Raw genomic sequence first — 22,375 nt, forward strand, 5'->3', positions numbered from 1 at the left:
GTCGTCACCGGCCGGGTCGACCGGAGCGCCGTTTTCTGTCGTACCCCTCCGCTACCGTGGCTTTCCCTGCTCACCAGACTGGGGGAAGGTGACATGGCGCACTTCGCCGTGCTCGGTCCGCTCGCGGTCGAGAGCCCGCCGGGCCAGTGGCCGGTCCTGCGTGGCGATCGCCAGCGCACGCTGCTGGCCGTGCTGCTGCTCAACGCCAACCAGCACGTCCACGTCGACGTGCTGGTCGAAGCGCTGTGGCCGGAGCGGCCGCCGAAGTCGTGGACGTCGAACCTGCACACCTACCTCTCGCGGCTGCGCGACCGGATCGACGGCCTGCGCGTCGACCACGGGCCGCCCGGCTACCGGCTGCGCGTCGAGCCGGAGGAGCTGGACCTGCTCGGCTTCCGGGAGGCCGTCGCCGAAGGGCGACGCGCCGGGGACGCGCTCACCGCGGCGGGGCACTACCGGCGGGCGCTCGGGTTGTGGCGCGGGCCGGTGCTGGCCGGGCTGCACGTGCCGCGGCTCGACGCCGACGTCGCGCGGCTGGAGTCCGAACGCCTGGCCGTCTTCGAGGACTGCGTCGACGCCGAGCTCACCGCCGGCCGGCACGGGGAGCTGACCGGCGAGCTGCAGGCCATGATCACCGAGCACCCGCTGCGGGAGCGGCTGGCCGCGCAGCTGATGATCGCGCTGCACCGCGCCGGGCGGCAGGGGGACGCGCTCGAGGTCTACCGGCGGCTGCGGACCACGTTGATCGACGAGCTCGGGGTCGAGCCCGGCGCGGAGGCCCGCCGGGTGCACGCGGCCGTCCTGCGGGGTGACGACCCCGTGCCGCGGATGCCGCCGCCGGTGTGGCCGGTCTGCCAGCTGCCGCCGGACATCGGCGACTTCACCGGCCGCGACGCCGAACTGGCCGAGCTCGCGGACGTGCTGAGCGACGCGCAGCGCGTCCCCGTCGCGGTGCTGAGCGGCGAGCCGGGCGCGGGCAAGAGCACCTTGGCCGTGCGGGCGGCGCACCGGCTGCGGGCGCGCTTCCCGGATGGCCAGCTGTACGTGCCGCTGGCGGGCCGCGACATCGGCGCGGTGCTCGCCGACCTGCTGCGCGCGCTCGGGGTGCCCGGCCCGGCGGTGCCGGACGACGTCGGGGCGCGCGCGGCGGCGTTCCGCGGCCGGCTCACCGACCGGCGGGTGCTGGTGGTGCTCGACGACGCCGTCGACCCCGGGCACGTCCGCACGCTGCTGCCGGGCACGCCGGGCTGCGCGGTGCTCGTGACGAGCCGTCGCCGGTTGAGCGGGCTGGCCGGCGCGCACCGGCTGCCCCTCGGGCCGCTGTCGGAGGACGACGCCGCGTCGCTCCTGAACCGGCTGGCGGGCGAGCGGGTCGACCGGGAGCGCGCCGACGCCGTCCGGATCGTCGCGGCGTGCGCGCGGCTGCCGCTGGCCCTGCGGATCGCGGGCAGCCGGCTGGCCATCCGCCCGCACCTGCGGCTCGGCGAGCTGGCCGACCGGCTCGAGGACGAGGTCCGCCGGCTCGACGAGCTGACCGTCAGCGACCTGGCCGTGCGCAGCAGCATCGCGCTGAGCTACGAGGGTCTGCGGCCACCGGCGCGGCGCGCGTTCCGGCTGCTCGGCCGGTGCCGGCTGGCCGACCTCCCGGCCTGGGCGGTCACGACGCTGGTCGACGACCCGGACGAGGCCGTCGAAGAGCTCGTCGAGGCGAGCCTGCTGGAGGCCCGCGGCCCGGACGGGACGGGTGAGGGCCGGTACCGGATGCACGACCTCGTCCGGTTGTACGCGGCGGAAGGGCCGCCGGAGCGAGGTGGCGAGCCGACGGTCCTCGCGGCGACGCTGGCCCTCGCCGACGCGGCCGCGGCCCGCCTGCCGCGCACGGTGCCGATGCCGCCGATGACCCACGAGCCGCTCGCGCAGCCGTTGCCCGGTGTGCTGGTGGCGCGGCTGCTCGAGCGTCCGGACGAGTGGTTCGCGGCCGAGCGGGCGAACCTCCTGCTGCTCGTCGGGACGTTGGACGCGCGGGAAGCGTTGCTGCTGCTGGACAAGCTCAGCGTGTACCTGTACCTGCACGGCCATTACACCGACATGCGCGCGGCGTACGAAACGGTGTTGGCGGCGACTGAAGACCTCCGGGCGGCGGCCATCCTGGCGTTGCTGCGGCACGCGCGCGGGCAGTACGAGGAGGCCGCGTCGGCGTACCGTGACTGTGCGAAAGAGCTTGAAGCGCAGGGGGATCGTCATACGCACGCGTGGGTCCTGGCGAACCTGGCGCATTGCCTGATCGGGCTGGGACGCGCGGAAGAAGCGTTGCAGACCGCCGCGGACGCTCGCGAACTGTTCACTGTGGACGGTCAGCCGGAGGCCCTTCTGGTGCGCACCGCGGAGTCGGCGGCCCTGCTGCGGCTCGGCCGGGTGGCCGAAGCCCGGGAGGTCGACCGGCTGGCCGTGGCTTCGGCGCGCGAAGCGGGTGACCCGCGCCAGATCGGCACGGCGCTGCACGGGTTCGCGTGGTCGTCCCTGCTGACCGGCGACGGCGCCGAGGCGACCGCGGCGATCACGGAGTCGGTCGACCTGCTGCGCGGCTCGATGGCCCGCTCGGCCCTGGCGAAGACCCTACGCACCCTGGGCGCGATCTCGGCGGCGACGGGCTCCCGCGACCGAGCGACAACAGCGTTCGGCGAGGCTCTACAGCTGGCGCGGGAGCTGGACGAACGGCCCCGCGAGCTGTCGTGCACCCGAGCCTTGGCGGCGAGCTGGATCGGCGAAGGCCGGGCGGCGCAGGCGATCCCGGTGCTGCGGGCGTGTTTGGCCGAGTTCCGCGAGATGGGCGGAAAGTCCGCGACAGGCCTGACGTGGCTGGTCCTCGAGCAGGCCTGCAAGGCAACCGGCGACGCCGCGGGCGCCCTGGAGGCGGCCACCGAGGCGGCAAACCTGGCAGACCCGCGCGACGCAAGCGCAGCGGTCCTACGCCAGGCCCTACTCGCACTAACAGCCCCAGTCTGACCCGCCGACGGCCGTGTCGACCCTCCAATCACGCGTGATGCCTCCCCAATCACGCGAGATGCCCCTCCAGTCACGCGTGATCCGCCCTCAATCACGCGAGATCCGCCCCCGATCACGCGAGATCCGCCGCCAGCCACGCCGCCAACCACGCCAGACTCGACCCAATCACAGGTGATGCCCCTTCAAGCACGCGTGATGCCTCCCCGATCACGCGAGATGCCTCCCCAGCCACGCGAGATCCGCGCTCAATCACGCCAGCTCCGTCTCCAGCCACGCCAGGCCGGTCCTGATCACGCGAGATCCGTCTCCAATCACGCCAGATCCGCCGCCAATCACGCGAGTTCCGCCCGCAATCACGCCAGACTCGCCCCTGATCACGTGCCGCTCTCCACCTCGCCCTCGCCGCGGCGCGGGACGCGCTGAGCAAGCACTACCTCCGGGAGCTGCGGGGAGCCGCGCGAGCCCGGCCCCAACCTCGCCAGATCCGCCCCCAACTACGCGAGACCCGCCCCAACCGCGTGAGATCCGCCCGCCGCGACCGCCCCGCCTCCCCCTCAAGCCCCGAGCTGGGTGGTGCCGCCCCCTCGCGGCACCACCCTCAGCCCATGGGCGCCGGGCGTTGCCGTCCGGCGCCACCCCCAGCGGACCGGCTGCGCGCGTCGGCGCACCAGGGTCCCCCCCCCTTGGTGTTGATAGTTCCCGACGCCGCCACACGGAACGCACACAGAACCGCCGCCCCCGGCGAAACAACGAAAGCCACCACCGGTCCGACCGGTGGTGGCTTTCGAACAGACCCGAGTCAGTCCTCGCAAGTCCCCGCAGTGGCGCGGAACAGCTGGGACCGCGCGCCACCCACGGCGCGCACCCGCACCGGCGGGTCCGCCGCCGGCAGCCAGACCGACTGGCCGCGGCGCAGCTCGACCTTCTCGCCGTCGTCCGCCGTCACCAGGAGGTCGCCCGCCGTGCACAGCAGGATCTGCGGACCGGCGCTGTCGACCGAGATCTCGTCGTCCTGGCCCGCCGCCCACTCGACGCGGGACAGCTCGAACTCCGGCGCGTCCGTTCGATACACCGAAAGACGCTCGCCCGTCTCACCGCACTGCACCGGCATCTCGCCGCACGTGAAGTCGACCACGCGCAGCAGCTCCGGGACGTCGACGTGCTTCGGCGTCAGACCACACCTGAGGATGTTGTCCGAGTTCGCCAGGATCTCCACGGCCGTGCCGTGCAGGTACAGGTGCAGGTTGCCGGCCGGCAGGTAGATCGCCTCGCCCGCGCGCAGCGTCAGCCGGTTCAGCAGCAACGCCGCCAGCACGCCCGCGTCCCGCGGGTGCGTCTCGCCCAGCTCGAGGATCGTCCGGCACTCGACCGCGAACTCGCCGTGCTCCTGGACGTGCCGGACGCAGGAGTCCAGCACCTCCGGCAGCAGCGAGTCGAGCGACGCCTGGGGCAGCGTGATCCACGTCGTGAACAGCGCCCGCAGCCCCGACGGGTCCGGCTGCGCCTCGATCAGCCCGGTGTACTTCGCCAGCCCCGGCGTCTCGATCGCCTTCAGCAGCTTCACCGTGCGCTCCGGCTCGCGGAACCCGGCCAGCGCGTGGAACTCCGTCAGCGCGCAGACCAGCTCCGGCTTCGCCGTCGGGTCCGGGTAGTTGCGGTTCGCCGCCTCCCGCGGGATGCCCAGTTTCTCCTCGCGGGCGTGCCCCTCCGCGGCCTGCGCCGCCGACGGGTGCGCCTGCATCGACAGCGGCTCCTCCGCGGCGAGGATCTTCAGCAGGAACGGCAGCCGCCCACCCCACCGCGTCGCGCAGCGCTCGCCGAGCTGACGCACCGGGTCGGCGTCGACCAGCTCGAGCAGGCTCCGCTCGGTCCCGTCGGGGCCGATGACGTGCGACGGGTCACCCGGGTGGGCGCCCATCCACAGTTCGGCCTCGGGGTGCGGCGCGGGTACCGGACGGCCCAGCAGCTCGGGGATCGCCGTCCGCGATCCCCAGGCGTAGGGCCGCACCGCGTTGCGCAGCAGCTCCACTGTCACCTCAACTCCACTCCTTCGGCACCGGCCGGCGCCGGTGCTCGGCGCGTCTCACGCCGTGGCGGGTGCGAAGCGGCCCGCGCCGCCGATGCTGCCCGCCGCCAGCCCGAGATAGACCGCCGCCAGTTCGAACCGCAGCGCCAGCACCGCGGCCCGCACGATTTCGTCGGCCTCGATCTCCTCGGCCGGCGCGATGACGTCCGCCCCGGGCAGCAGGTCCTCCGCTTGGAACCGCGCCGCGTCCGTGGCCGGACCGGTTCGCACCGAGAGAAGCAGCACCCGAGTCTGGATTTCACCAGAGGAATCGTCCGGATCGGCGAAGATGTCACGCTCCCGGCCGCCCGATTGTGCCGCCCGCCGCAACGCGGGACGCGCGAGTGCCTGCCGATAGTCTTCAACGTCACACACCGTGGCCGCGTGGGCCGCGAACGCGTGCGCAGCGTGCTCGCCGACGGCGACCGCCACCGGGTCGAGCCCCCACAGCAGGGGCACGTGGTCGGCGACGCGCAGCGCGAGCGCCTTCGCCGGGTTCGCGAACGACTCCCGCGCGAGGTAGTCCTTTTCGGCTTCCAGGTCGAGCTGGTCGGCCAGCGCCTGGACGTCCGAGACGAGCAGGCCCAGCGCGTTCGCGGTGAGCAGCCCGGCGGCCAGGCCGCGCGGGAACGCCAGCTCCGGCGGCACCGGGATGCGCGGCGCCAGCAGCAGGCCCTTGCCCGCCACGGCGGCCGCCACCGGCCCTTCCGACGGCGCGGAGAGCACCACCGAAGCGCCGAAGCGCGCGGCGCGTTCCAGCGACGCGGCGAGCTCGCGGTCGCCGGCGTCGTCGGTGTGCGCGAAGACGACGTCGAGCGCGCCGATCCAGCTCGGCACCACTTCGGCGACGACGACCGGGACCGGGCACGACGGGGCCAGCAGCGCCGCGAGCAGCCGCGTCAGCGTGCGGCTCACCCCGGGCCGGTCGATCAGCACGACCGACCGCGGACGGCCGACGTCGAGCCGCTCGGACAGCTCCAGCTCAGCAGCCATCTCCGCGGTCGCGCGCACCTGGGCGCCCGCCATCGCGGCGGCCCGGAGCAGCCCCGAGCTGTCGGCCTCGGCCAGCCGCCCGGGGTCGTCGAGCAGCGAGTCGTCAAGCACTGTCGGCATCGGAGTTTCCGGTGTCGCCGGGACGGGTGGCCTCGTCGAGGAGCAACACCGGGATCCCGTCACGGACCGGGTACACCCGGCCGCACTCGGTGCAGGTCAGCGCGTCGGCCTCGGGGTCGTCCGGCGCCCCGGGGCGCAACGGGGCGTGATCGGGCGACGGGCACGCCAGGATCTCGAGGAGCTGGGCGTCGAGCGTGATGGCCATGGTTCCTCCATACCACGCAGAGAGGTGTGATGAAGGGCACCTTCAGGACACAGTTCGTCCCTTCATCGTGGACGGGGTCAGCTGCGGATGATCGCGAGTACTTCGTCCACCAGCCCCTGCACGGCCTCGGCGTTGGCGGCTTCGACGTTGAGCCGCAGCAGCGGCTCGGTGTTCGACGGGCGCAGGTTGAACCAGGCGCCGCCCGGCAGCTGGACGGTCAGGCCGTCCATCTCGTCGAGCTCGACGCCGGAGCGGGTCCCGAAGCTGTCCTTGACCGCCATCATCTTCGCGACCTGGTCGTCGACCGTCGAGTTGATCTCACCCGAAGCGGCGTAGCGCGAGTACGCGCTGGTCAGCTCGGACAGCGGGCCGGCCTGCTCGCCGAGCGCGGCGAGCACGTGCAGCGCCGCCAGCATGCCGGTGTCGGCGCGCCAGAAGTCGCGGAAGTAGTAGTGCGCGGAGTGCTCGCCGCCGAAGATGGCGCCGGTCTTGGCCATCTCGGCCTTGATGAACGAGTGCCCGACGCGCGTGCGGACCGGCTTGCCGCCGTGCTCGGCGACGATCTCCGGCACACCCTTGGACGTGATCAGGTTGTGGATGATCGTGCCGCCCGGGTCCTTCGCCAGCTCGCGGACGGCGACCAGCGCGGTGATCGCGCTCGGCGAAACCGGCTCGCCGCGCTCGTCGACGATGAAGCAGCGGTCGGCGTCGCCGTCGAAGGCCACCCCGGCGTCCGCGCCGACCTCGCGCACCTTCGCCTGCAGGTCGACGATGTTCTTCGGGTCGAGCGGGTTGGCCTCGTGGTTCGGGAAGGTGCCGTCGAGCTCGAAGTACATCGGCAGGACCTCGATCGGCAACCCGTCGAAGACGGTCGGGACGGTGTGCCCGCCCATGCCGTTCCCGGCGTCGACGACGATCTTCAGCGGCCGGCTGCCGGACAGGTCGACGAGGTTGCGCAGGTAGGCGGCGTACTCGGTGAGGACGTCCCGCTCGGACACGCTCCCGCGCTGCCCCTCGAACTCGGGCACGCCCTGCTCGACGGTGTCGCGGACCTCGGCGAGCCCGGTGTCCTGGCCGACCGGGGACGCGCCGGCGCGGCACAGCTTGATGCCGTTGTACTTGGCCGGGTTGTGGCTCGCGGTGAACATCGCGCCCGGCAGGTTCAGCGAACCCGACGCGAAGTACAGCTCGTCGGTGCTCGCCAGGCCGATGCTGACGACGTCGAGGCCCTGCGAGGTCACCCCGTCGGCGAAGGCCGCGGCCAGCCTGGGCGAGGAGTCCCGCATGTCGTGGCCGATCACCACCGACGGCGCCTCGGGCTTGATGAGCAGGGCGAACGCGGCGCCGAAGGACCGGACGAGGTCCGCGTCGAGCTGCTCGCCGACCACGCCGCGAATGTCGTAGGCCTTCACGATGCCCGAAAGGTCTGGCACGCCGTCTCCCCGCGAATAGTCGTCCCGGCGCCCGCTGCGCCGCGCGGAAAGCCTACCGGCGGCGGAGGTGGGTGACGCGCTCAGGCGCGACCGGGCAGCACCCGGAGGTGGCCGCGACGCCCCGAAGGCCCGTCCGGCTCGGTCACCGGCGGCGCGGGCTGGTCCGACCGGCCCGCCTCGCGGACGGCCTCGGCCAGCGCGGTCAGCTCGTCGGCCGACGGGTCCGGAGCGGCGAAGGCGCCTTCGTGCCGGACGACTTCCCAGCCCTTGGGGACGGTCAGCCGCAGCGCGTGGGCTTCGCAGAGGTCGTACGAATGGGGCTCGGAGGCGGTGGCCAGCGGGCCGACGACGGCGGTGGAGTCGCTGTAGGCATACGTCAGCGTGGCCACAGCCGGCTCGAGACAGCCGGTACGCGAACACTTCCGTACGCTCCGCACGATCGGAAACGATAGCGCGTCGCCGCAAGCTAGGAGGAGCGACACGCGCTGGGACGTGCGGACCGCATAGACTTCCGGAGTGGCGACGGCTCGTGACTACCGACAACGGCGGCGCCTGCGACGGGACCGGCACGGCCGGGGCCTGCGCGGGACGCTGTATCCGGCGACCCTGCCCGCCGCCGCGAGCCGCGCGGAGCGGTTCGACGCGCTGGTGCTCGACGCGCTGGAACCGATCGAGGCCCGCTGGCGCCACGAGCTGACGAAGCTCGACGTGGCGGTCGACGACGTGCCGGAGGTCCGCGAGAACGGGCGGGCGCCTTCGGACGGGGTCCTGCACGACGGCGCGGTGCCGTTGTCGCGGCTGGTGCCGGCCGGGGTGGACCGGACCGGGATGCCCACGCGGGCGCGGATCGTGTTGTACCGGCGGCCGTTGGAGGCCCGGGCGAAGGATCCGTCGGAGCTGGCCGAGCTGGTGCACGACGTGCTGGTGGAGCAGGTGGCCGGGTACCTGGGTGTGGAGCCGGACGTCATCGAGGGCGAGTAGCGCCGGTCTCAGCGGACCGGCCCCCGCTCGTCGACGAAGTACGTGGGCACGCCGAGGAAGACCTCCGGCTCGATCGGGCCGTACGCGACGTTGAACGTGTCCAGCCAGTAAGACCAGTCCTGCATCCCCGCCGCGCTGCTGAAGCGGTAGTTCAGCTGCCACCGCACCCACTCGCCCGGCGCCAGGCGCACCGCCGGCGGCCGACGCGGCCGGGGCGGCAGCCCGGACAACGCCCCGACGCGCGGGAGCACCCGCAGCCGACCGCCGTCCTCGCGCAGGCTCACCTCCAGCGCGTCCGCCGTCGTTTCGACCGGCTCGAACGCCTCCGCCTCGCGCATCCGCACCACGTGCGCGGCACCGTCCGGCAGCGGAGGCACGACGAACCCGACCGGCGCCGCGTTCCGGACGGCCGCCGCCGGTCCGCCGCGGGAGCGCTTCGTCCACGACGTCCGGACCCACTGCGCCGTGACGATCACCGCCGGCGGCGCGCCGGGACCGCCGTCAGCAGGGTGAACAGCACCGCCGCCAGCTGGGCCAGCAGCAGCAGGTTCCGTTCCGTCCCCGGGTACTCCACCGTCACTTCCGACGACGTCGGCGGCACCGACACCGCCACCTGGTGCCCCCAGGCCGGCACGATCGGCACGCTCTTGCCGCCCACCGAAGCCTTCCAGCCCGCTTCCTGTTCGGCCGCCAGCACCAGCAGCCGCCCGGTCGGGCCGTCCGACACGCGGACCCGGACGTCCGGCAGGCCCGCCTGCACCGGCGCCACGCCCGGGGCGTTCCCCGGCGCTCCACCGCCCGTGACCGCGGCTTTCGCCTGCTCCGGCGAGATCAGGATCACCTGGCCCGCCGGGGAAAGCAGGCGGAGCACACCGCGGCCGTCGGACGTCGGGGCGGCCACCGACACCATTTCCTTCGCCAGCGGCGGGTACGCCTGCGGGTCGACGCCCGCCGGCAGGACCACGTACTGCACCCCCGCGGCCGCCGCCGCGGCGAACGTGCGTTGCACCGCCGCCGCGTCGCCTTGGCCGAGGTCGCGGCGCCAGGCGGCCAGCCGGGCCGGAGTGCCGGGGGTGGGGGCCAGTTCGTCGTCGCCGTAGTGGGGCAGGCGGCCGCCGATCTGGCGCGTCGCGTCCGGCGCCAGGTCGAGCACCGAACGGCCGGACGCCGACAGCTCCGCCGTCACCTCGGGCGCGAGCGAAGGCCGGGCGCCCGCGCGCAGCGGACCCTGGCCGCCGACCACCACCGCGCTCGCCGCGAGCGCCAGGAACACCACGACCCCGGCCGCCGCGAACACCTTCGGCAGCCACGTCGCCGGCATTCCCGCCGAACCGCCGCGCTGCCACGAACCGAGCACCACCCACAGCAGCCCCGCGCCGACGATCAGCAGCGGCACCCCCGCGTGGCCGTGCGTCGCCACGCCGCCCTGCAGCGGCGTCGCCGTCACCAGCCGCACCACGACCAGGCCGCCCGCGCCCAGCGCGCCCAGCGCGAGGCCGCCCGCGGCGAGCTTCGTCGGCCGGACGACCAGCGCCACCAGCGCCGCCGCGATCACCACGACCCCCACCGGCCACGCGCCCGCGCCACCCGGGTCGAGCCCGGCCAGGTCGGTGCCGGACACCGTCGCGGCCGCGCCGCCGAGTCCCTGCACGAGCAGCTCCGGGTGCCGGAGCAGCACCGTCGGCCACGGCAGCAGCAGCGCGAGCGGCACCAGCACCACGATCCCGACCGACGCGATCCGGCGCGCCAGCCCGGTCGGCGCGGGCAGCACGACGAACCCGATCAGCAGCCCGGCGAGCGCGAGCCCGTGCGCCAGCGGCGAGAACGCGCCGAGCAGCGCCACGCCGAACGCCGAGAGCGCCGAGACGTGCAGCCACCGCGTGTCCGCCCGCACCAGCAGCCCGGCGATGCCCGCGGCGACCGGCGGCAGCACCAGGTGCACCACCACGACGTCGAGCCGGCCCTGCGCCACCCCGGCGGTCGCGGCCGGCAGCAGCGCGTAGGTCGCGGCGACGACCGCCCGGACCCACCTGCGCACGCGAAGCCGTCGTGTCGCCGCGTACGCGCTCAACGCGGCCAACGGGATGTCGCCGAGGAGCAGGATCGCGACCAGCGCGGCCGGGCCGCCGATCGGCGCGAACACCGCGCCGAGCGTGCCGAGCACCGGCAACGTCGCGGACGTCGGCGCGCCGGTGCCGCCGGCGATCGCGTGCCACGGCGCGAGGTACGACGCCCAGAGCTCCCCCAGCCCGCCGACCGGGAGCAGCTTGCCGCCGAAGAGGTCGAGCCCGAGGCGGGCCCGGTTGACGAACAGCCCCAACGCCGTCATCACGACCAGGAGCACCACGGGCGGCGCGAAGATCGTGGCGGCCAGCACGCGCCGCCGGTTCACCTCGACAAAAACGAGCTCCGGCTCGGGCGCCTCCTCGGCGACGTCGACCGGTTCGGGCGCCGGGGTTTCCGGCAGCGCGACGGCGACGAGCGTGCCCGGCCGGCGCAGCCCGGACCCGCGCGAGCTGACCCCGCGCAGCGCGCCCGCGGGCAAGGCGTCCGGCCCGACCGGACGGGTCTCGCGCGCGTCGAGCGCTTCCGGGGTCACCCACGCCGACTCGGTTTCGACGGTTTCGGGCACGGTCCCGAGCGCGACGTCGTTCTCCACGCCCCGGCGCACCAAGCCGACGACACCCGCGCGAGCGGCGTTGCGCAGCCGCGTCCAGCGTCCGGTGAAGAGCCCGCGAACCGTGCCCGGCCGCGGATTCCGCCGTCGGTGGGCGCGCGCGGCACGCAATCCGCCGCGTCCACTGAGGAGGTACGTCGCGGCGGCGAACTCGGCGCGCGCTTCGCCGGTGCGGCGCAGCACGACGAAGGCCAGCGCGCGCAGCACCGAGAGCAGCGGGAGCCGGATCATCCCCAGCCAGAAGGAAAACGGCGAGCAGTTCACGAGGAACACGCGCAGGCCGTGAGCGCGGTTCGTGACGGCGAGCGGCCCGGCGACCGCGTCGACCGTGCGTCGCCCGGTGGTGACGGCGCGCGCGTGCCGCACCCGCGCGGCCGGCACGGAGAGCACGAGCCCGCCGGCCGCGTTCGCGCGCCAGCCGAAGTCGAGATCTTCGCGCAGCAGCGGGAAATCCGGGTCGAAGCCGCCGAGGTCGTCCCAGGCGTCGCGGCGCACGAGCGAGCCCGCGCTGGGCACGGCGAGCACCTCGGCCGGCTCCTCGCCGGTCGCGGCGACCTGCTGGCGGTGCCCGGACGCGTCGGTCGACAACCCGGCTTCGACGATCAGCCGCGGGTCGGCCCAGTCGAGCCCGAGCGAGCCGAGCACGGTCGCCGACGGCGTTTTGGTGGCGACGTTCAGCAGTTCCTTCAGGCAGTCCGGCTCCGGCGCGCAGTCGTCGTGCAGCAGCCACAGCCACGATCCCGGGTCGCCGCCCCACCGCTCGGTGGCGTGCTCGACGGCTTCGGCGACCGCGGCGGCGAAGCCGGTATCACTCGAAAGCGTGATGACGCCGGAGAGCACGGGAGAAGAATCCGGGCCCGCCGACTCGGGGTCGGCCGCCTCGGCGAGCAGGCGCGGCGTCGCGTCGGTCGAGCCGGTGTCCACCGCGAGCACGTACCGCGGCCGGACCGTGCTGCGGCGCAACGAAGAAAGCGCCAGCGGCAGCCAGTTTTCGCCGTTGTGACAGACCACAATGGCCAGAACGGGCGCGGTGCGCAGGACGGGCGGCGCGGCGGTGCGGGGCAACAAACGCTCCAGATCAGGCGACGGATCGGTGCGGCCACCCTACGGCCCCGGCCCGTCACCCGGTGGTGAACCCACACACACCGCGTGCCATGCAAAGCGCCCACGCGGTGGAACCACGCGGGCGCGTCACACAAACCAGCAAAACCCCGGCCCCCGAGATCCGGCTGATCCACGCTCAGCCGAGCCACAGCGGGGGTCCGGGGGCGTGCCCCCGGGCGGGGTCTGGGGGTTGCACCCCCAGAAGACACTTGAAGCGCGAGCGTGGTTCGCGCTTTCCGCGAACACGGCTCACCCCTCGGTCTCGCTTCAAATCGCTCGTTTCTTCAGCTTCCGGCGCTCCCGCTCGGACAGACCGCCCCAGATGCCGAAGCGCTCGTCGTGGGCCAGCGCGTACTCAAGGCACTCGTCCTTGACCTCGCAGCCCAGGCAGATCCGCTTGGCTTCACGGGTGGAGCCGCCCTTCTCGGGGAAGAACGCCTCCGGGTCCGTCTGCGCGCACAGAGCGCGTTCCTGCCAATCCTGCTCTTCGTCGGTGGCATCGATGAGCTCGGTGAGATCTCCCAGAGCCTGCTCCGGGATCTCGCCCCAACCCATGACGTGCCCCCATTCCTTCCCATCGGCTTCCAACCGCACGTCCGCCTCCTCGCTCCCTAGCACTCCCCAGGCTGGCGGTGGTGAAACGACACTCGCCGTCCCCTCGACGGCGAATGACATCACTGTGATTACACCCGTGTAGTGCGGTCAGGTCAAGCGGAGTAGCGAGTTCGGGGGACCCTTCGGCCCGATCGCGCAAGGGGACACGCCGGTAACTTCACACCGGGCATACGGAAGACTGGAGGCGTGCAGAAGTCAGCAGTGCGCCCCAGCCCGGTCTTCCTCGGCATCCTCGCGCTCACCGTCGCCGGTGGCGTCATGGCCGCGTTCGGTGACATCAACACCATCTTCGTCCGCGACCGCGACCCCCTGCTCATCGCCGGCGTGGTGATCTTCGTCGCCGCCGGCTGGGTGGCGTCGTTGTCGTTGCACGAGTTCGGCCACGCGATGGTCGCCTACCGCGGCGGCGACTACAGCGTCGCCCACAAGGGTTACCTGACCCTCGACGTCCGGAAGTACACCGATCCGGTGCTCTCGATCGTGCTGCCGCTGGTCTTCCTGATCATCGGCGGCATCCCGCTGCCGGGCGGCGCGGTCTGGATCAACCGCGGCGCGCTGCGCTCACGGGCGACGTCGTCGTGGGTGTCACTGGCCGGACCGCTGAGCAACCTCGCGGTCGGCGCGGCGCTGGCGCTGGTGGTCTCGGTGGTCCCGATGTCGGGCGGCCTGGTGATCGCGATCTCCTACCTGGCGCTGCTGCAGATCGTGACGTTCATCTTGAACATCCTCCCGATCCCGGGCCTCGACGGCTGGGGCGCGATCGAGCCGTACCTGCCCCCGCAGGCGCGCGAGCTCGGCGCGAAGGTCCGCCCGTGGGCGCCGATCATCCTGTTCGCGATCCTGTGGTTCATCAAGCCGGCGAACGCGGCTCTGTGGGACGGCGCGTACTCGATCTTCGGCCTGTTCGGCGGCTACGTGGACGGCGCGCAGATCGGGGCGAGCGTGTTCCGCTTCTGGAACTGACGCCGGGCTCAGCGGCCGAGCCAGGCGTGCGCGCGCTGCCACGTCTCCCGCAGCCCGGACCGCTCACCGAGGTAGTCCCCCGCGACCCCGACGACCGGCAGCTTCCCGATCGCCCGGTGCAGGAACTTCCCCTTCGGCCGCTTCTCGAGCTCCTCGGTGATGCCGCGCAGGCCGTGACCGAGCCGCCACAGCGTGCTCGCCGCGGCTTTGAGCGTCGCCTTGCCGTGTTTCTTTTCCGACGCCGTGAGCTCTTCGGTCAGCCTTGCTGCTTCTTCGGCCTCGGCGGTGTCGTCGTGGCCCGCCGCGAGGCCGGCGTCGAGGTCGCGGTGGAACAGCACCCACGCGATCAGCTGTACCCGTGTGCCGACGTCGGTGACGCCGTACTCGCCCGCGATCGCGCACAGCAGCAGCCCCTGCGACGCCGCACCCATGGTGTCCTGCACCGGCACCCGGTCGGCGAGCGCGCCCCCGAGGCCCGGCAGCGCGGTGAGCAGCGCCGTGAAGCGGCCGACGCGGTTCATCCACCAGCTCGACCGGTCGTACCCGGTCATCTGCGTCCAGGCGGCCGTCCCGGGGACCTTCACGGAGGTCACGCCCTGGATCAGCTTCGCCTTGAGCCCGGAGTCGACACCGGCGAGATCGTCCGCGCGGGCCTGCATCCCGAAGGGATCGGACTCGCGCAAGGCGTCGAGCATCGGCCCGCAGGCCCGCACGAACGGCCGCAGGACGGCCACCACCTGCCGGTCGGAGATCGTTTCGGCCACGTCCCGGTTCCCTTCCCTCGCGGCCCCGGTGCCGGGGCGTGGCCGTAGTCGCCGCCGCTTGGGGCGTTGTTACGGCTCTCGCGCGGGGAAGATCAGCCCCGGTGCTCCGTCAGCCAAACGTGTGCGCGCTTCCAAGCCACCCGCAGGCCCGAACGCTCACCGAGGTAGTCCCCCGCCGCCCCCACCACGGGGAGCATGCCGATCGCCCGGTGCAGAAAATTGCCGCGGGGGCGCTTCTCCAGCTCGCCCGTGATCGCCAGCAGGCCGCGGCCGAGGCGCCACAACGTGCTCGCCGCCGCCTTCACCGTCGCCTTGCCGTGCTTCTTCTCGGACTCCGTCAGCTCCTCGGTCAGCTTCGCCGCTTCGTCCGCCTCCGCCGCTTCGTCGTGGTCCGGATGCCGGCCCGCCGCCAGGTCCGGGTCGACGTCACGCTCGAAGAGGACCCACGCGATCAGCCGGACCCGCGTGCCGACGTCGGTGACGCCGTACTCGCCCGCGATCGCGCACAGCAGCAGCCCCTGGGACGCCGTTCCCAGCGCGTCCTGCACCGGGAGCCGGTCGGCCAGTGCTCCGCCGAGGCCGGGGATCGACGTCAGCAGCGCCGTGAAGCGGCCGACGCGGTTCATCCACCAGCTCGACCGGTCGTACCCCGTCATGCGCGCCCACGCGGCGGTTCCGGGCACCTTCACCGACGTCACGCCGTGGATCAGCTTCGCCTTGAGCCCGGACTCGACACCGGCGAGGTCGTCGGTCTCCTCCCGCCGGGCACGCGCCTGCAGCCCGAACGGGTCGGACTCACGCAACGCGTCCAGCATCGGCCCGCACGCCCGCACGAACGGCCGCAGCACCGCCACGACCTGCTTGTCCGAAATCGCCTCAGCCACGTCCCGGTTTCCTTCCCGCCGCCCGGCCCAGCCCGCCGCCGAGCACCATCGCGCCGGGCAGCGCGCTGGCGCCGAGCAGGAGCAGCGCCCGCCAGTCCTGGATCAGCACGAGATCACCGCCCGGGCCCAGCATGCCGACCCCGAAGACGACGAGCACCCACACCGCGAGGGGTACCCACGAAAGAGAGGGGCGCACCAGCTTCGCCGTGGTCGCCACCAGCCAGGGGGTCGTCACCGCGCCGACCAGGACGGTCACCGGCAGCGGCACCACCCCGATCCGCAGCGGCAGGAAGAACAGCTCCAGCACGCCGAGCAGCACGGTGTCGAAGACGAGCAGCACGAGGAGCAGCCGCTGCTCCCGGGTCAGTGGCTCCGGCACGGTCACAGCCCGCCGAACAGGTCGTCCGCCGCGCCCTCGGCGGGCCCGTGGGCCAGCACGAAGGAGTCCTTCGCGAGGATCGGCTGGGCGATCTCGTTCGTGAGGGCGAAGTACGGGACGGCGCCGTCGACCACGGTCAGCTGCGTCGCGTGCGCGCGCAGTGCCGCGATCTTCGCCGGGACGTACGCGGCGACGTCGAGCGTCGTCGTGATCTCTTCGTCCGGGGTTGCCGGCAGCTCGTCGTCCGGCGGGACGCGGTAGGCGGGCGGCTCACCGGACCGCAGCGCGGCCAGCCCGGCGTGCGTCGCGCTCCTGGCCGCCACCGTGTGGAACACCCGCACGACCGGCTCGGCGCGGGTCGCCGCCGCCATCGTCACCTCGTGCGCGCGGATGTGGTCGGGGTGGCCGTAACCGCCGAAGGCGTCGTAGGTGACGACGACCTGCGGCCGCGCCTCCTCGATCACCTCGGCGAGCTGCGCGGCCTGCTCGTCGAGCGAGCCGCCGGTGAACGCCCGCGGGTGCGACGCCGACGGCGTGCCCGCCATGCCCGAATCGCGCCATCGCCCGATCCCGCCGAGATAACGATGTCGTGACACCCCCAGCGCGGCGCACGCGGCCTTCAGCTCGGCGACGCGGTACCCGCCCAGCTGGTCGGCGGCCCAGGCGCCCAGGCCGGCGAGCTCGGGCAGGCCGGCCATGACCTCACCCTCCTCACCGAGCGTGCAGGTCACCACGGTCACCTCGGCCCCCTCGGCGGCGTATCGTGCGATCGTGGCGCCGGTGGTGATGCTCTCGTCGTCGGGATGGGCGTGGACGAAGAGCAGCCTGCGCGGTACCGGGGAGATCACGGGTTGAGCGTAATTCCCGTGCTCCGACCTTCGTCGGGGACACCCTCGGTTATCCTCGCGCGAGTCGCGACCGCCGCGTCGCGATCGTCTGTACCCCCACGAAGGGCATCTTGGTGAGCACTGAAGCAACTTCGGCGGACGTCGCCGGCGTGTCCGGATCCGTTCTGTCGATCTCCGACCTGAGCGTGTCGTTCCAGACCGAGGACGGCGTCGTGAACGCCGTCAAGGGCATCGGGTTCGACGTCAAGCCCGGCGAGATCGTCGCCGTGGTCGGGGAGTCCGGGTCCGGCAAGTCCGTCACGTCGATGTCGGTGCTGGGCCTGCTGCCCAAGACCAGCCGGATCGCCGGCGAGCTCCGCCTCGGCGAGCGCAACCTCGCGGACCTCAAAGAGAAGGACATGCAGAAGATCCGCGGCAACCAGGTCGCGATGATCTTCCAGGAGCCGATGACCGCGCTGAACCCGGTCTACACCGTCGGCTGGCAGCTGCGCGAGGCCCTGCGCTCCCACCAGGAGATCTCCAAGGCCGCCGCGGACGCGCGCGCCGTCGAGCTGCTCGACATGGTCGGCATCCCGAACCCGCCGCTGCGGTTCAAGCAGTACCCGCACCAGCTCTCCGGCGGTCTGCGCCAGCGTGTCGTCATCGCCATGGCGATCGCCTGCGACCCGCAGGTGATCATCGCCGACGAGCCGACCACCGCGCTCGACGTCACCGTGCAGGCGGAGATCCTCGGCCTGCTGCGCAAGCTGCGCGACACCCTCGACACCGCGATCGTGCTGATCACCCACGACATGGGTGTCGTCGCCGACATGGCCGACCGCGTCATCGTGATGTACCAGGGCGAGATCGTCGAAGAGGCGCCGGTGCGCGAGCTGTTCGCGTCGCCGAAGGAGGACTACACCCGGCGGCTGCTCGCCGCGGTGCCGGTGCTCGGCCAGCGCCCCGAGGGCCGCCGGCTGCTCGACGACGCCGGCATCGCCACGGACAGCACCGAGGCGGCCAAGATCGCCGAGGAGATCCGGCTGGCCGACGCCGAGCTGGAAGCCGTGATCGAGGAGGCCGCGCCGGCCCTCGAGATCAAGAACCTGGTGCTCGAGTACCCCGGCCGCCGCGGCCAGAACAAGAACCGCGCGGTCGACGACGTCTCGCTGACCATCGCCAAGGGCGAGATCGTCGGCCTGGTCGGCGAGTCCGGCTCCGGCAAGACGACGGTCGGCCGCTGCGCCGTCGGCCTGCTGCGCGCGACCGAGGGCACCATCGCGATCGCGGGCAAGGACATCACCAAGATGTCGGCCAAGGAGATCCGGCCGCTGCGCCGCTTCTTCTCGATCGTGTTCCAGGACCCGGCGTCCACCCTGGACCCGAAGATGACGATCGGCGAGTCGATCGCCGAGCCGATGGTGCTGCACAAGGTGCTGGGCGGCAAGGAGCTGTCGGCCCGGGTGCGGTCGCTGCTCGACAAGGTCGAGCTGGGCGGGCACTACATGAACCGCTACCCGCACGAGCTGTCGGGCGGCCAGCGCCAGCGCGTCGCGATCGCCCGCGCGCTGTCGCTCGACCCGGCGCTGCTGATCGCCGACGAGCCGACGTCCGCACTCGACGTGTCGGTGCAGGCCCGCGTGCTGGACCTGTTCCTCGACCTGCAGCAGTCGCTGCAGTTCGCGTGCCTGTTCATCAGCCACGACCTGGCGGTGGTAGACCTGCTGGCCGACCGCGTCGCGGTGATGCAGCACGGCAAGCTCGTCGAGGTCGGCACGCGTGACCAGGTGCTGCACTCGCCGCAGCAGGACTACACGCGCCGTCTCTTGTCGGCGGCCCCGGTCGCCGACCCGGTGCTGCAGGCCGAGCGCCGCGCGGCCTGGGAGGCCGGCAAGCTGGCCCCAGTCGCCGACTGAGGCTCTGAAACGCACTGAAGGCCGCCACCCGGCTCGGGTGGCGGCCTTCGTCGTTCCCGGACCGAGAGCTCAGCCGACGCGGGTCCCGGGTCCAGGTTGGTACACCGACGGACGACACGCGTACCCGAGAAGCGAACACGCGTACCTGGACGGACGACACGACCGCCTTGGAGCGGACTCCGACGTGTCGTCCGGCTGGGTACGCGTGTCGTCCGGAAGCCGCTGTCAGCCGACGCGGATTCTGGGGTCCAGGATGCCGTACAACAGGTCAGCCACCAGGTTCGCGATCACCACGCTCGCCGCGATCACCACCAGCCAGCCCATCAGCACCTGGGGGTCGTTCTTGTTGACCGCCTCCACCAGCAGCGTGCCCATGCCGTGCCAGTTGAAGACCGTCTCCGTGATGATCGCGCCGGTCACCGTGGCGCCGAAGTTGACCGAGAACAGCGTCATCACCGGGATCAGCGCGTTGCGGAACGCGTGGCGCCAGATCACCCGGCTGTTCGACGCGCCCTTCGCGCGCGCCGTGCGCACGTAGTCGGCGCCCAGGACCTCCAGCATCGACGCCCGCTGGAACCGGCTGTACGCCGCGAACGTGATCGCCATGATGGACAGCGTCGGCAGCAGGAACGCGCCGACGTACTTCGCGAGCGCGTCACCCACTCCGGTGGCCGAGAGGCTCTCCGGGCTCGTCGTGCGCAGCCAGGGGTCACCCAGGACGTCGGCCAGTCCCAGGTCGCGCACCCAGATGTTGGCGCGGATCGCGTATCCCTTGAGGACGATCGCGACGCAGAAGATGGGCATCGAGAACATCAGGAACGCCAGCGTCGTCGCCGCGTAGTCCCAGATCGAGTACTGCTTGACCGCCGCGAGCACCCCGACCAACACCCCGAAGAAGAGCGCCAGGATCGAGGCCGCGAGCACCAGCTCGAGCGTCACCCCGAACGCGGCCATCACCTTCGGCTGCACCGGCGTGAACGCGTTGCCCTGCGCGATCGAGATGCCCCAGTCGCCGCTGAGGAAGTGCCCGAGCCAGGTGAAGTAGCGGGCGAAGACGCTCTGGTCGAGGCCCAGCTTGTGCTCGGTGTCGGCGATGGCCGACGCGCTGATCCCGGGTTTGCTCCGCAGCTCGCCAAGCGGGTCGCCGGTGTTGGCCACCATGACAAAACAGAGGAACGTGCCGACCAGCATCACCGGGATCGAGATGACCAGCCGGCGGAGCACGTAGAGCACCAGGTTCATCCGAAACCCCCAGTTCCGGCGGGTCGGCGGCGGTGAACGGACGCGGGGGCGACCGGAACCCGGTCACCCCCGCGTCGTGCGTTCAGGCCTTCATTCTCCGCTGGCGCGGGTCGAAGGCGTCGCGAAGACCGTCACCGATGAAGTTGATCGTCAGTGAAATCAGCACGAGCACGATGAACGGCCCGAAGAACAGCGCCGGCCGCGTCTGCAGCTGGGCGTAGTTCTCCAGGATGACGCGGCCGAGCGAGGTGTCCGGCAGCTGGACACCGAGGCCGATGAACGACAGCGCGGCTTCCGCCAGCACGGCCTGCGCGACCGCGAGGGTCGCGTTGACCGTGATGCTGCCGACCATGTTCGGCACCAGGTGCTTGAAGATGATCCGGGAGACGCCGGCCCCCGAAGCGCGCGCCGCGTCGACGAACTCGCGCTGCGACAGCGACATCGCCTCGGCCCGGGTGATCCGGGCGATGGGCATCCACGCGAAGGCCGACAGCACCAGCGCGACGATGTACCACGTGCCGCCGCCGAACACCTTGGCGAGGATGGCCGCCGCGGCGATCTGCGGGATGATCAGGAACAGGTCCGTCACCCGGGAGATCGCCGAGTCGGTGAACCCGCGCAGGTACCCGGCGACCGCGCCGAACACGACACCGATCACGGTGGCGAGGATCGACACCGTCAGCGCGATCAGCAGCGAGTACTGCGTCCCGCGCAGCACCTGCGACACCATGTCCTTGCCGACCTGCGTCGTCCCGAGCGGGAAGTCGCCGCTCGGCTTGGCGAAGGACGGGAACGAGCTGTCCTGGTAGCTGTGCTTCCAGAAGATCGGCATCAGGATGCTGAGCAGCACGACGACGATCAGCACGGCCGACGACGCCATCGCCAGCTTGTGGTGCAGGAACTTCCGCAGCACCAGCTTGCCCTGGCTGCGGGGCTCCGGCAGGGCCTCCGAAGGGAGTGTGCCTTCGGTGCTCGCGGCTTCGCTCGCGATAAGAGAGTTCAAGTCAGCCAACGCGAATCCTCGGGTCCAGGATGCCGTACATCAGGTCGGCGATCAGGTTGGCGATGATCACGAGGGAGGCGATCACCACGAGCCAGCCCATCATGACCTGAGTGTCGTTCTTCGTGACCGCTTCCACCAGCAGCGTGCCCATACCGTGCCAGTTGAAGACCGTTTCGGTGATGATGGCGCCGGCGAGGACCGAGCCGAAGTTCACCGAGAACAGCGTCGTCACCGGGATCAGGGCGTTGCGGAACGCGTGCCGGAAGATGACCCGGCCGTTGGCGAGGCCCTTGGCGCGCGCGGTGCGCACGTAGTCCGAGCCCATGACCTCGAGCATCGAGGCGCGCTGGAACCGGCTGTACGCGGCGAAGCTGATCGCCATGATCGACAGGGTCGGCAGCAGGTACGCGCCGATCGTGCTGGTTATGAAGTCCCCGACGCCGTCGGTCCTCAGCTGCTCCGGGCTGGTGGTCCGCAGCCACGGGTTGCCGAGCACGTCGGACAGGCCCAGGTCGCGCACCCAGCCGTTGATCTCGATCGCGTAGCGCTTAAGCACGATCGCGACACAGAAGATCGGCATCGAGAAGAGCAGGAAGGCGAGGGTCGTCGCGATGTAGTCGATGATCGAGTACTGCTTCACCGCGGCCAGCACACCGACGATGATGCCGATGATCAGCGCGAGGATCTCGGCCCCGACGACCAGCTTGAAGGTGACGCCGAGAGCGGCCATCACCTTGGGGGCGACCGGCGCGAGGGCGTTGCCCTGGGCGATGGAGATGCCCCAGTCGCCGGTCAGGAAGTCACCGAGCCACGAGAAGTAGCGGGGGATGATGCCCTGGTCGAGACCGAGCTTGGTGGCCGTGGCGGCCAGCGCTTCCTTGCTGATCTGCGGGTTCTGCCGCAGCTCGCCCAGCGGGTCGCCGGTGCCGGCGACCATGACGAAACACAAGAAAGTCCCGACCAGCAGGACGGGGATCGATATCGCCAGACGGCGAAGGATGTAGATCACCAGGTTCAACGAACTGCTCCTCATCCGGGCCTGGTCGTCAGAAGTGCGCTGGACCGCTACCCGGTTGTCTACCGTAGTGGTGGTAACCCTACGGTCAACAGCTACTTCCGGTGGGTACCGGGGGCCCGGCTTGTGGCCGGACCCCCGGTACCTCCCAGGTCATCTGGAGCGAGGGGAAAGAAGAGTCGG

19 protein-coding genes are annotated in these 22,375 nt (G+C 72.1%); 4 read left to right on the top strand and 15 right to left on the bottom strand.

What is annotated here, in order from left to right; all coding sequences use genetic code 11:
* Positions 1-93 precede the first annotated feature (93 nt).
* A complete protein-coding gene (locus tag ACZ63J_RS44515) occupies positions 94-3,006 on the top strand; it encodes an AfsR/SARP family transcriptional regulator (RefSeq protein WP_465402516.1) in 2,913 nt (970 codons plus the stop codon).
* 799 nt (positions 3,007-3,805) lie between these two features.
* On the opposite strand, the gene manA is transcribed toward ACZ63J_RS44515, so the two are convergent.
* From manA to ACZ63J_RS44540, 5 genes are all read right to left on the bottom strand, one after another.
* Complete coding sequence (gene manA / locus ACZ63J_RS44520) at positions 3,806-5,035, bottom strand: mannose-6-phosphate isomerase, class I (RefSeq protein ID WP_465402735.1); 1,230 nt, start codon at positions 5,033-5,035, stop codon at positions 3,806-3,808.
* A 54-nt stretch (positions 5,036-5,089) separates the two neighbouring features.
* The gene (locus ACZ63J_RS44525; RefSeq protein WP_465336186.1) at positions 5,090-6,184 is read right to left on the bottom strand and encodes a hypothetical protein; all 1,095 of its coding nucleotides are present in this window, start codon (positions 6,182-6,184) and stop codon (positions 5,090-5,092) included.
* Positions 6,168-6,389 (bottom strand): Trm112 family protein, encoded by a 222-nt coding sequence (locus tag ACZ63J_RS44530; RefSeq protein WP_465314243.1) that lies wholly within the window; start codon positions 6,387-6,389, stop codon positions 6,168-6,170. The genes ACZ63J_RS44525 and ACZ63J_RS44530 overlap by 17 nt, the downstream gene beginning before the upstream one ends.
* Before the next feature lie 77 nt (positions 6,390-6,466).
* Entirely contained in the window at positions 6,467-7,822 is a 1,356-nt protein-coding gene (locus tag ACZ63J_RS44535; RefSeq protein ID WP_465402514.1) for a phosphomannomutase/phosphoglucomutase, read from the bottom strand.
* Between the two features lie 80 nt (positions 7,823-7,902).
* Positions 7,903-8,259: a DUF3499 domain-containing protein gene (locus ACZ63J_RS44540; RefSeq protein ID WP_465314245.1), complete on the bottom strand. Its 357-nt coding sequence runs from the start codon at positions 8,257-8,259 to the stop codon at positions 7,903-7,905.
* A gap of 79 nt (positions 8,260-8,338) precedes the next feature.
* Between ACZ63J_RS44540 and ACZ63J_RS44545 the strand changes: the two genes are divergently transcribed.
* Positions 8,339-8,803: a metallopeptidase family protein gene (locus tag ACZ63J_RS44545; protein WP_395926432.1), complete on the top strand. Its 465-nt coding sequence runs from the start codon at positions 8,339-8,341 to the stop codon at positions 8,801-8,803.
* Between the two features lie 8 nt (positions 8,804-8,811).
* On the opposite strand, the gene ACZ63J_RS44550 is transcribed toward ACZ63J_RS44545, so the two are convergent.
* From ACZ63J_RS44550 to ACZ63J_RS44560, 3 genes are all read right to left on the bottom strand, one after another.
* Positions 8,812-9,279, bottom strand: a complete 468-nt coding sequence (locus ACZ63J_RS44550; RefSeq protein ID WP_465402512.1) for a hypothetical protein — start codon at positions 9,277-9,279, stop codon at positions 8,812-8,814.
* The gene (locus ACZ63J_RS44555; RefSeq protein WP_465402510.1) at positions 9,276-12,545 is read right to left on the bottom strand and encodes a glycosyltransferase; all 3,270 of its coding nucleotides are present in this window, start codon (positions 12,543-12,545) and stop codon (positions 9,276-9,278) included. The genes ACZ63J_RS44550 and ACZ63J_RS44555 overlap by 4 nt, the downstream gene beginning before the upstream one ends.
* A gap of 306 nt (positions 12,546-12,851) precedes the next feature.
* Entirely contained in the window at positions 12,852-13,139 is a 288-nt protein-coding gene (locus ACZ63J_RS44560; RefSeq protein ID WP_465314302.1) for a WhiB family transcriptional regulator, read from the bottom strand.
* 261 nt (positions 13,140-13,400) lie between these two features.
* Here ACZ63J_RS44560 and ACZ63J_RS44565 point away from each other — a divergent pair, with 261 nt between their 5' ends.
* Complete coding sequence (locus ACZ63J_RS44565; RefSeq protein ID WP_465402734.1) at positions 13,401-14,162, top strand: site-2 protease family protein; 762 nt, start codon at positions 13,401-13,403, stop codon at positions 14,160-14,162.
* Between the two features lie 8 nt (positions 14,163-14,170).
* On the opposite strand, the gene ACZ63J_RS44570 is transcribed toward ACZ63J_RS44565, so the two are convergent.
* The 4 genes from ACZ63J_RS44570 to mshB form a co-directional block, all read right to left on the bottom strand.
* Positions 14,171-14,926: a hypothetical protein gene (locus ACZ63J_RS44570; RefSeq protein ID WP_465402508.1), complete on the bottom strand. Its 756-nt coding sequence runs from the start codon at positions 14,924-14,926 to the stop codon at positions 14,171-14,173.
* Between the two features lie 92 nt (positions 14,927-15,018).
* Positions 15,019-15,810: a hypothetical protein gene (locus ACZ63J_RS44575; RefSeq protein WP_465314247.1), complete on the bottom strand. Its 792-nt coding sequence runs from the start codon at positions 15,808-15,810 to the stop codon at positions 15,019-15,021.
* Positions 15,803-16,195: a hypothetical protein gene (locus ACZ63J_RS44580; protein ID WP_465402506.1), complete on the bottom strand. Its 393-nt coding sequence runs from the start codon at positions 16,193-16,195 to the stop codon at positions 15,803-15,805. Before ACZ63J_RS44580 ends, ACZ63J_RS44575 begins: the two co-directional genes overlap by 8 nt.
* The gene (gene mshB, locus ACZ63J_RS44585) at positions 16,192-17,037 is read right to left on the bottom strand and encodes an N-acetyl-1-D-myo-inositol-2-amino-2-deoxy-alpha-D-glucopyranoside deacetylase (RefSeq protein WP_465402505.1); all 846 of its coding nucleotides are present in this window, start codon (positions 17,035-17,037) and stop codon (positions 16,192-16,194) included. Before mshB ends, ACZ63J_RS44580 begins: the two co-directional genes overlap by 4 nt.
* Positions 17,038-17,150: 113 nt before the next feature.
* Between mshB and ACZ63J_RS44590 the strand changes: the two genes are divergently transcribed.
* On the top strand, positions 17,151-18,932 hold the full coding sequence (locus ACZ63J_RS44590) for an ABC transporter ATP-binding protein (RefSeq protein ID WP_465336178.1): 1,782 nt from the start codon (positions 17,151-17,153) through the stop codon (positions 18,930-18,932).
* 225 nt (positions 18,933-19,157) lie between these two features.
* Here ACZ63J_RS44590 and ACZ63J_RS44595 read toward each other — a convergent pair whose 3' ends face one another.
* The 3 genes from ACZ63J_RS44595 to ACZ63J_RS44605 form a co-directional block, all read right to left on the bottom strand.
* Entirely contained in the window at positions 19,158-20,174 is a 1,017-nt protein-coding gene (locus tag ACZ63J_RS44595) for an ABC transporter permease (RefSeq protein ID WP_465402503.1), read from the bottom strand.
* A gap of 82 nt (positions 20,175-20,256) precedes the next feature.
* The gene (locus tag ACZ63J_RS44600) at positions 20,257-21,186 is read right to left on the bottom strand and encodes an ABC transporter permease (protein WP_465402501.1); all 930 of its coding nucleotides are present in this window, start codon (positions 21,184-21,186) and stop codon (positions 20,257-20,259) included.
* Entirely contained in the window at positions 21,179-22,195 is a 1,017-nt protein-coding gene (locus ACZ63J_RS44605) for an ABC transporter permease (protein ID WP_465402500.1), read from the bottom strand. Before ACZ63J_RS44605 ends, ACZ63J_RS44600 begins: the two co-directional genes overlap by 8 nt.
* Positions 22,196-22,375 lie beyond the last annotated feature (180 nt).

The organism is Amycolatopsis sp. NPDC104863, from assembly GCF_055582965.1.

Bases quoted from the DNA above. Each gene is read 5' to 3' on its own strand.
- ACZ63J_RS44595 (WP_465402503.1), bottom strand. From the start codon at position 20,174: ATGAACCTGGTGCTCTACGTGCTCCGCCGGCTGGTCATCTCGATCCCG.
- ACZ63J_RS44560 (WP_465314302.1), bottom strand. From the start codon at position 13,139: ATGGGTTGGGGCGAGATCCCGGAGCAGGCTCTGGGAGATCTCACCGAG.
- ACZ63J_RS44525 (WP_465336186.1), bottom strand. From the start codon at position 6,184: ATGCCGACAGTGCTTGACGACTCGCTGCTCGACGACCCCGGGCGGCTG.
- ACZ63J_RS44515 (WP_465402516.1), top strand. From the start codon at position 94: ATGGCGCACTTCGCCGTGCTCGGTCCGCTCGCGGTCGAGAGCCCGCCG.
- ACZ63J_RS44530 (WP_465314243.1), bottom strand. From the start codon at position 6,389: ATGGCCATCACGCTCGACGCCCAGCTCCTCGAGATCCTGGCGTGCCCG.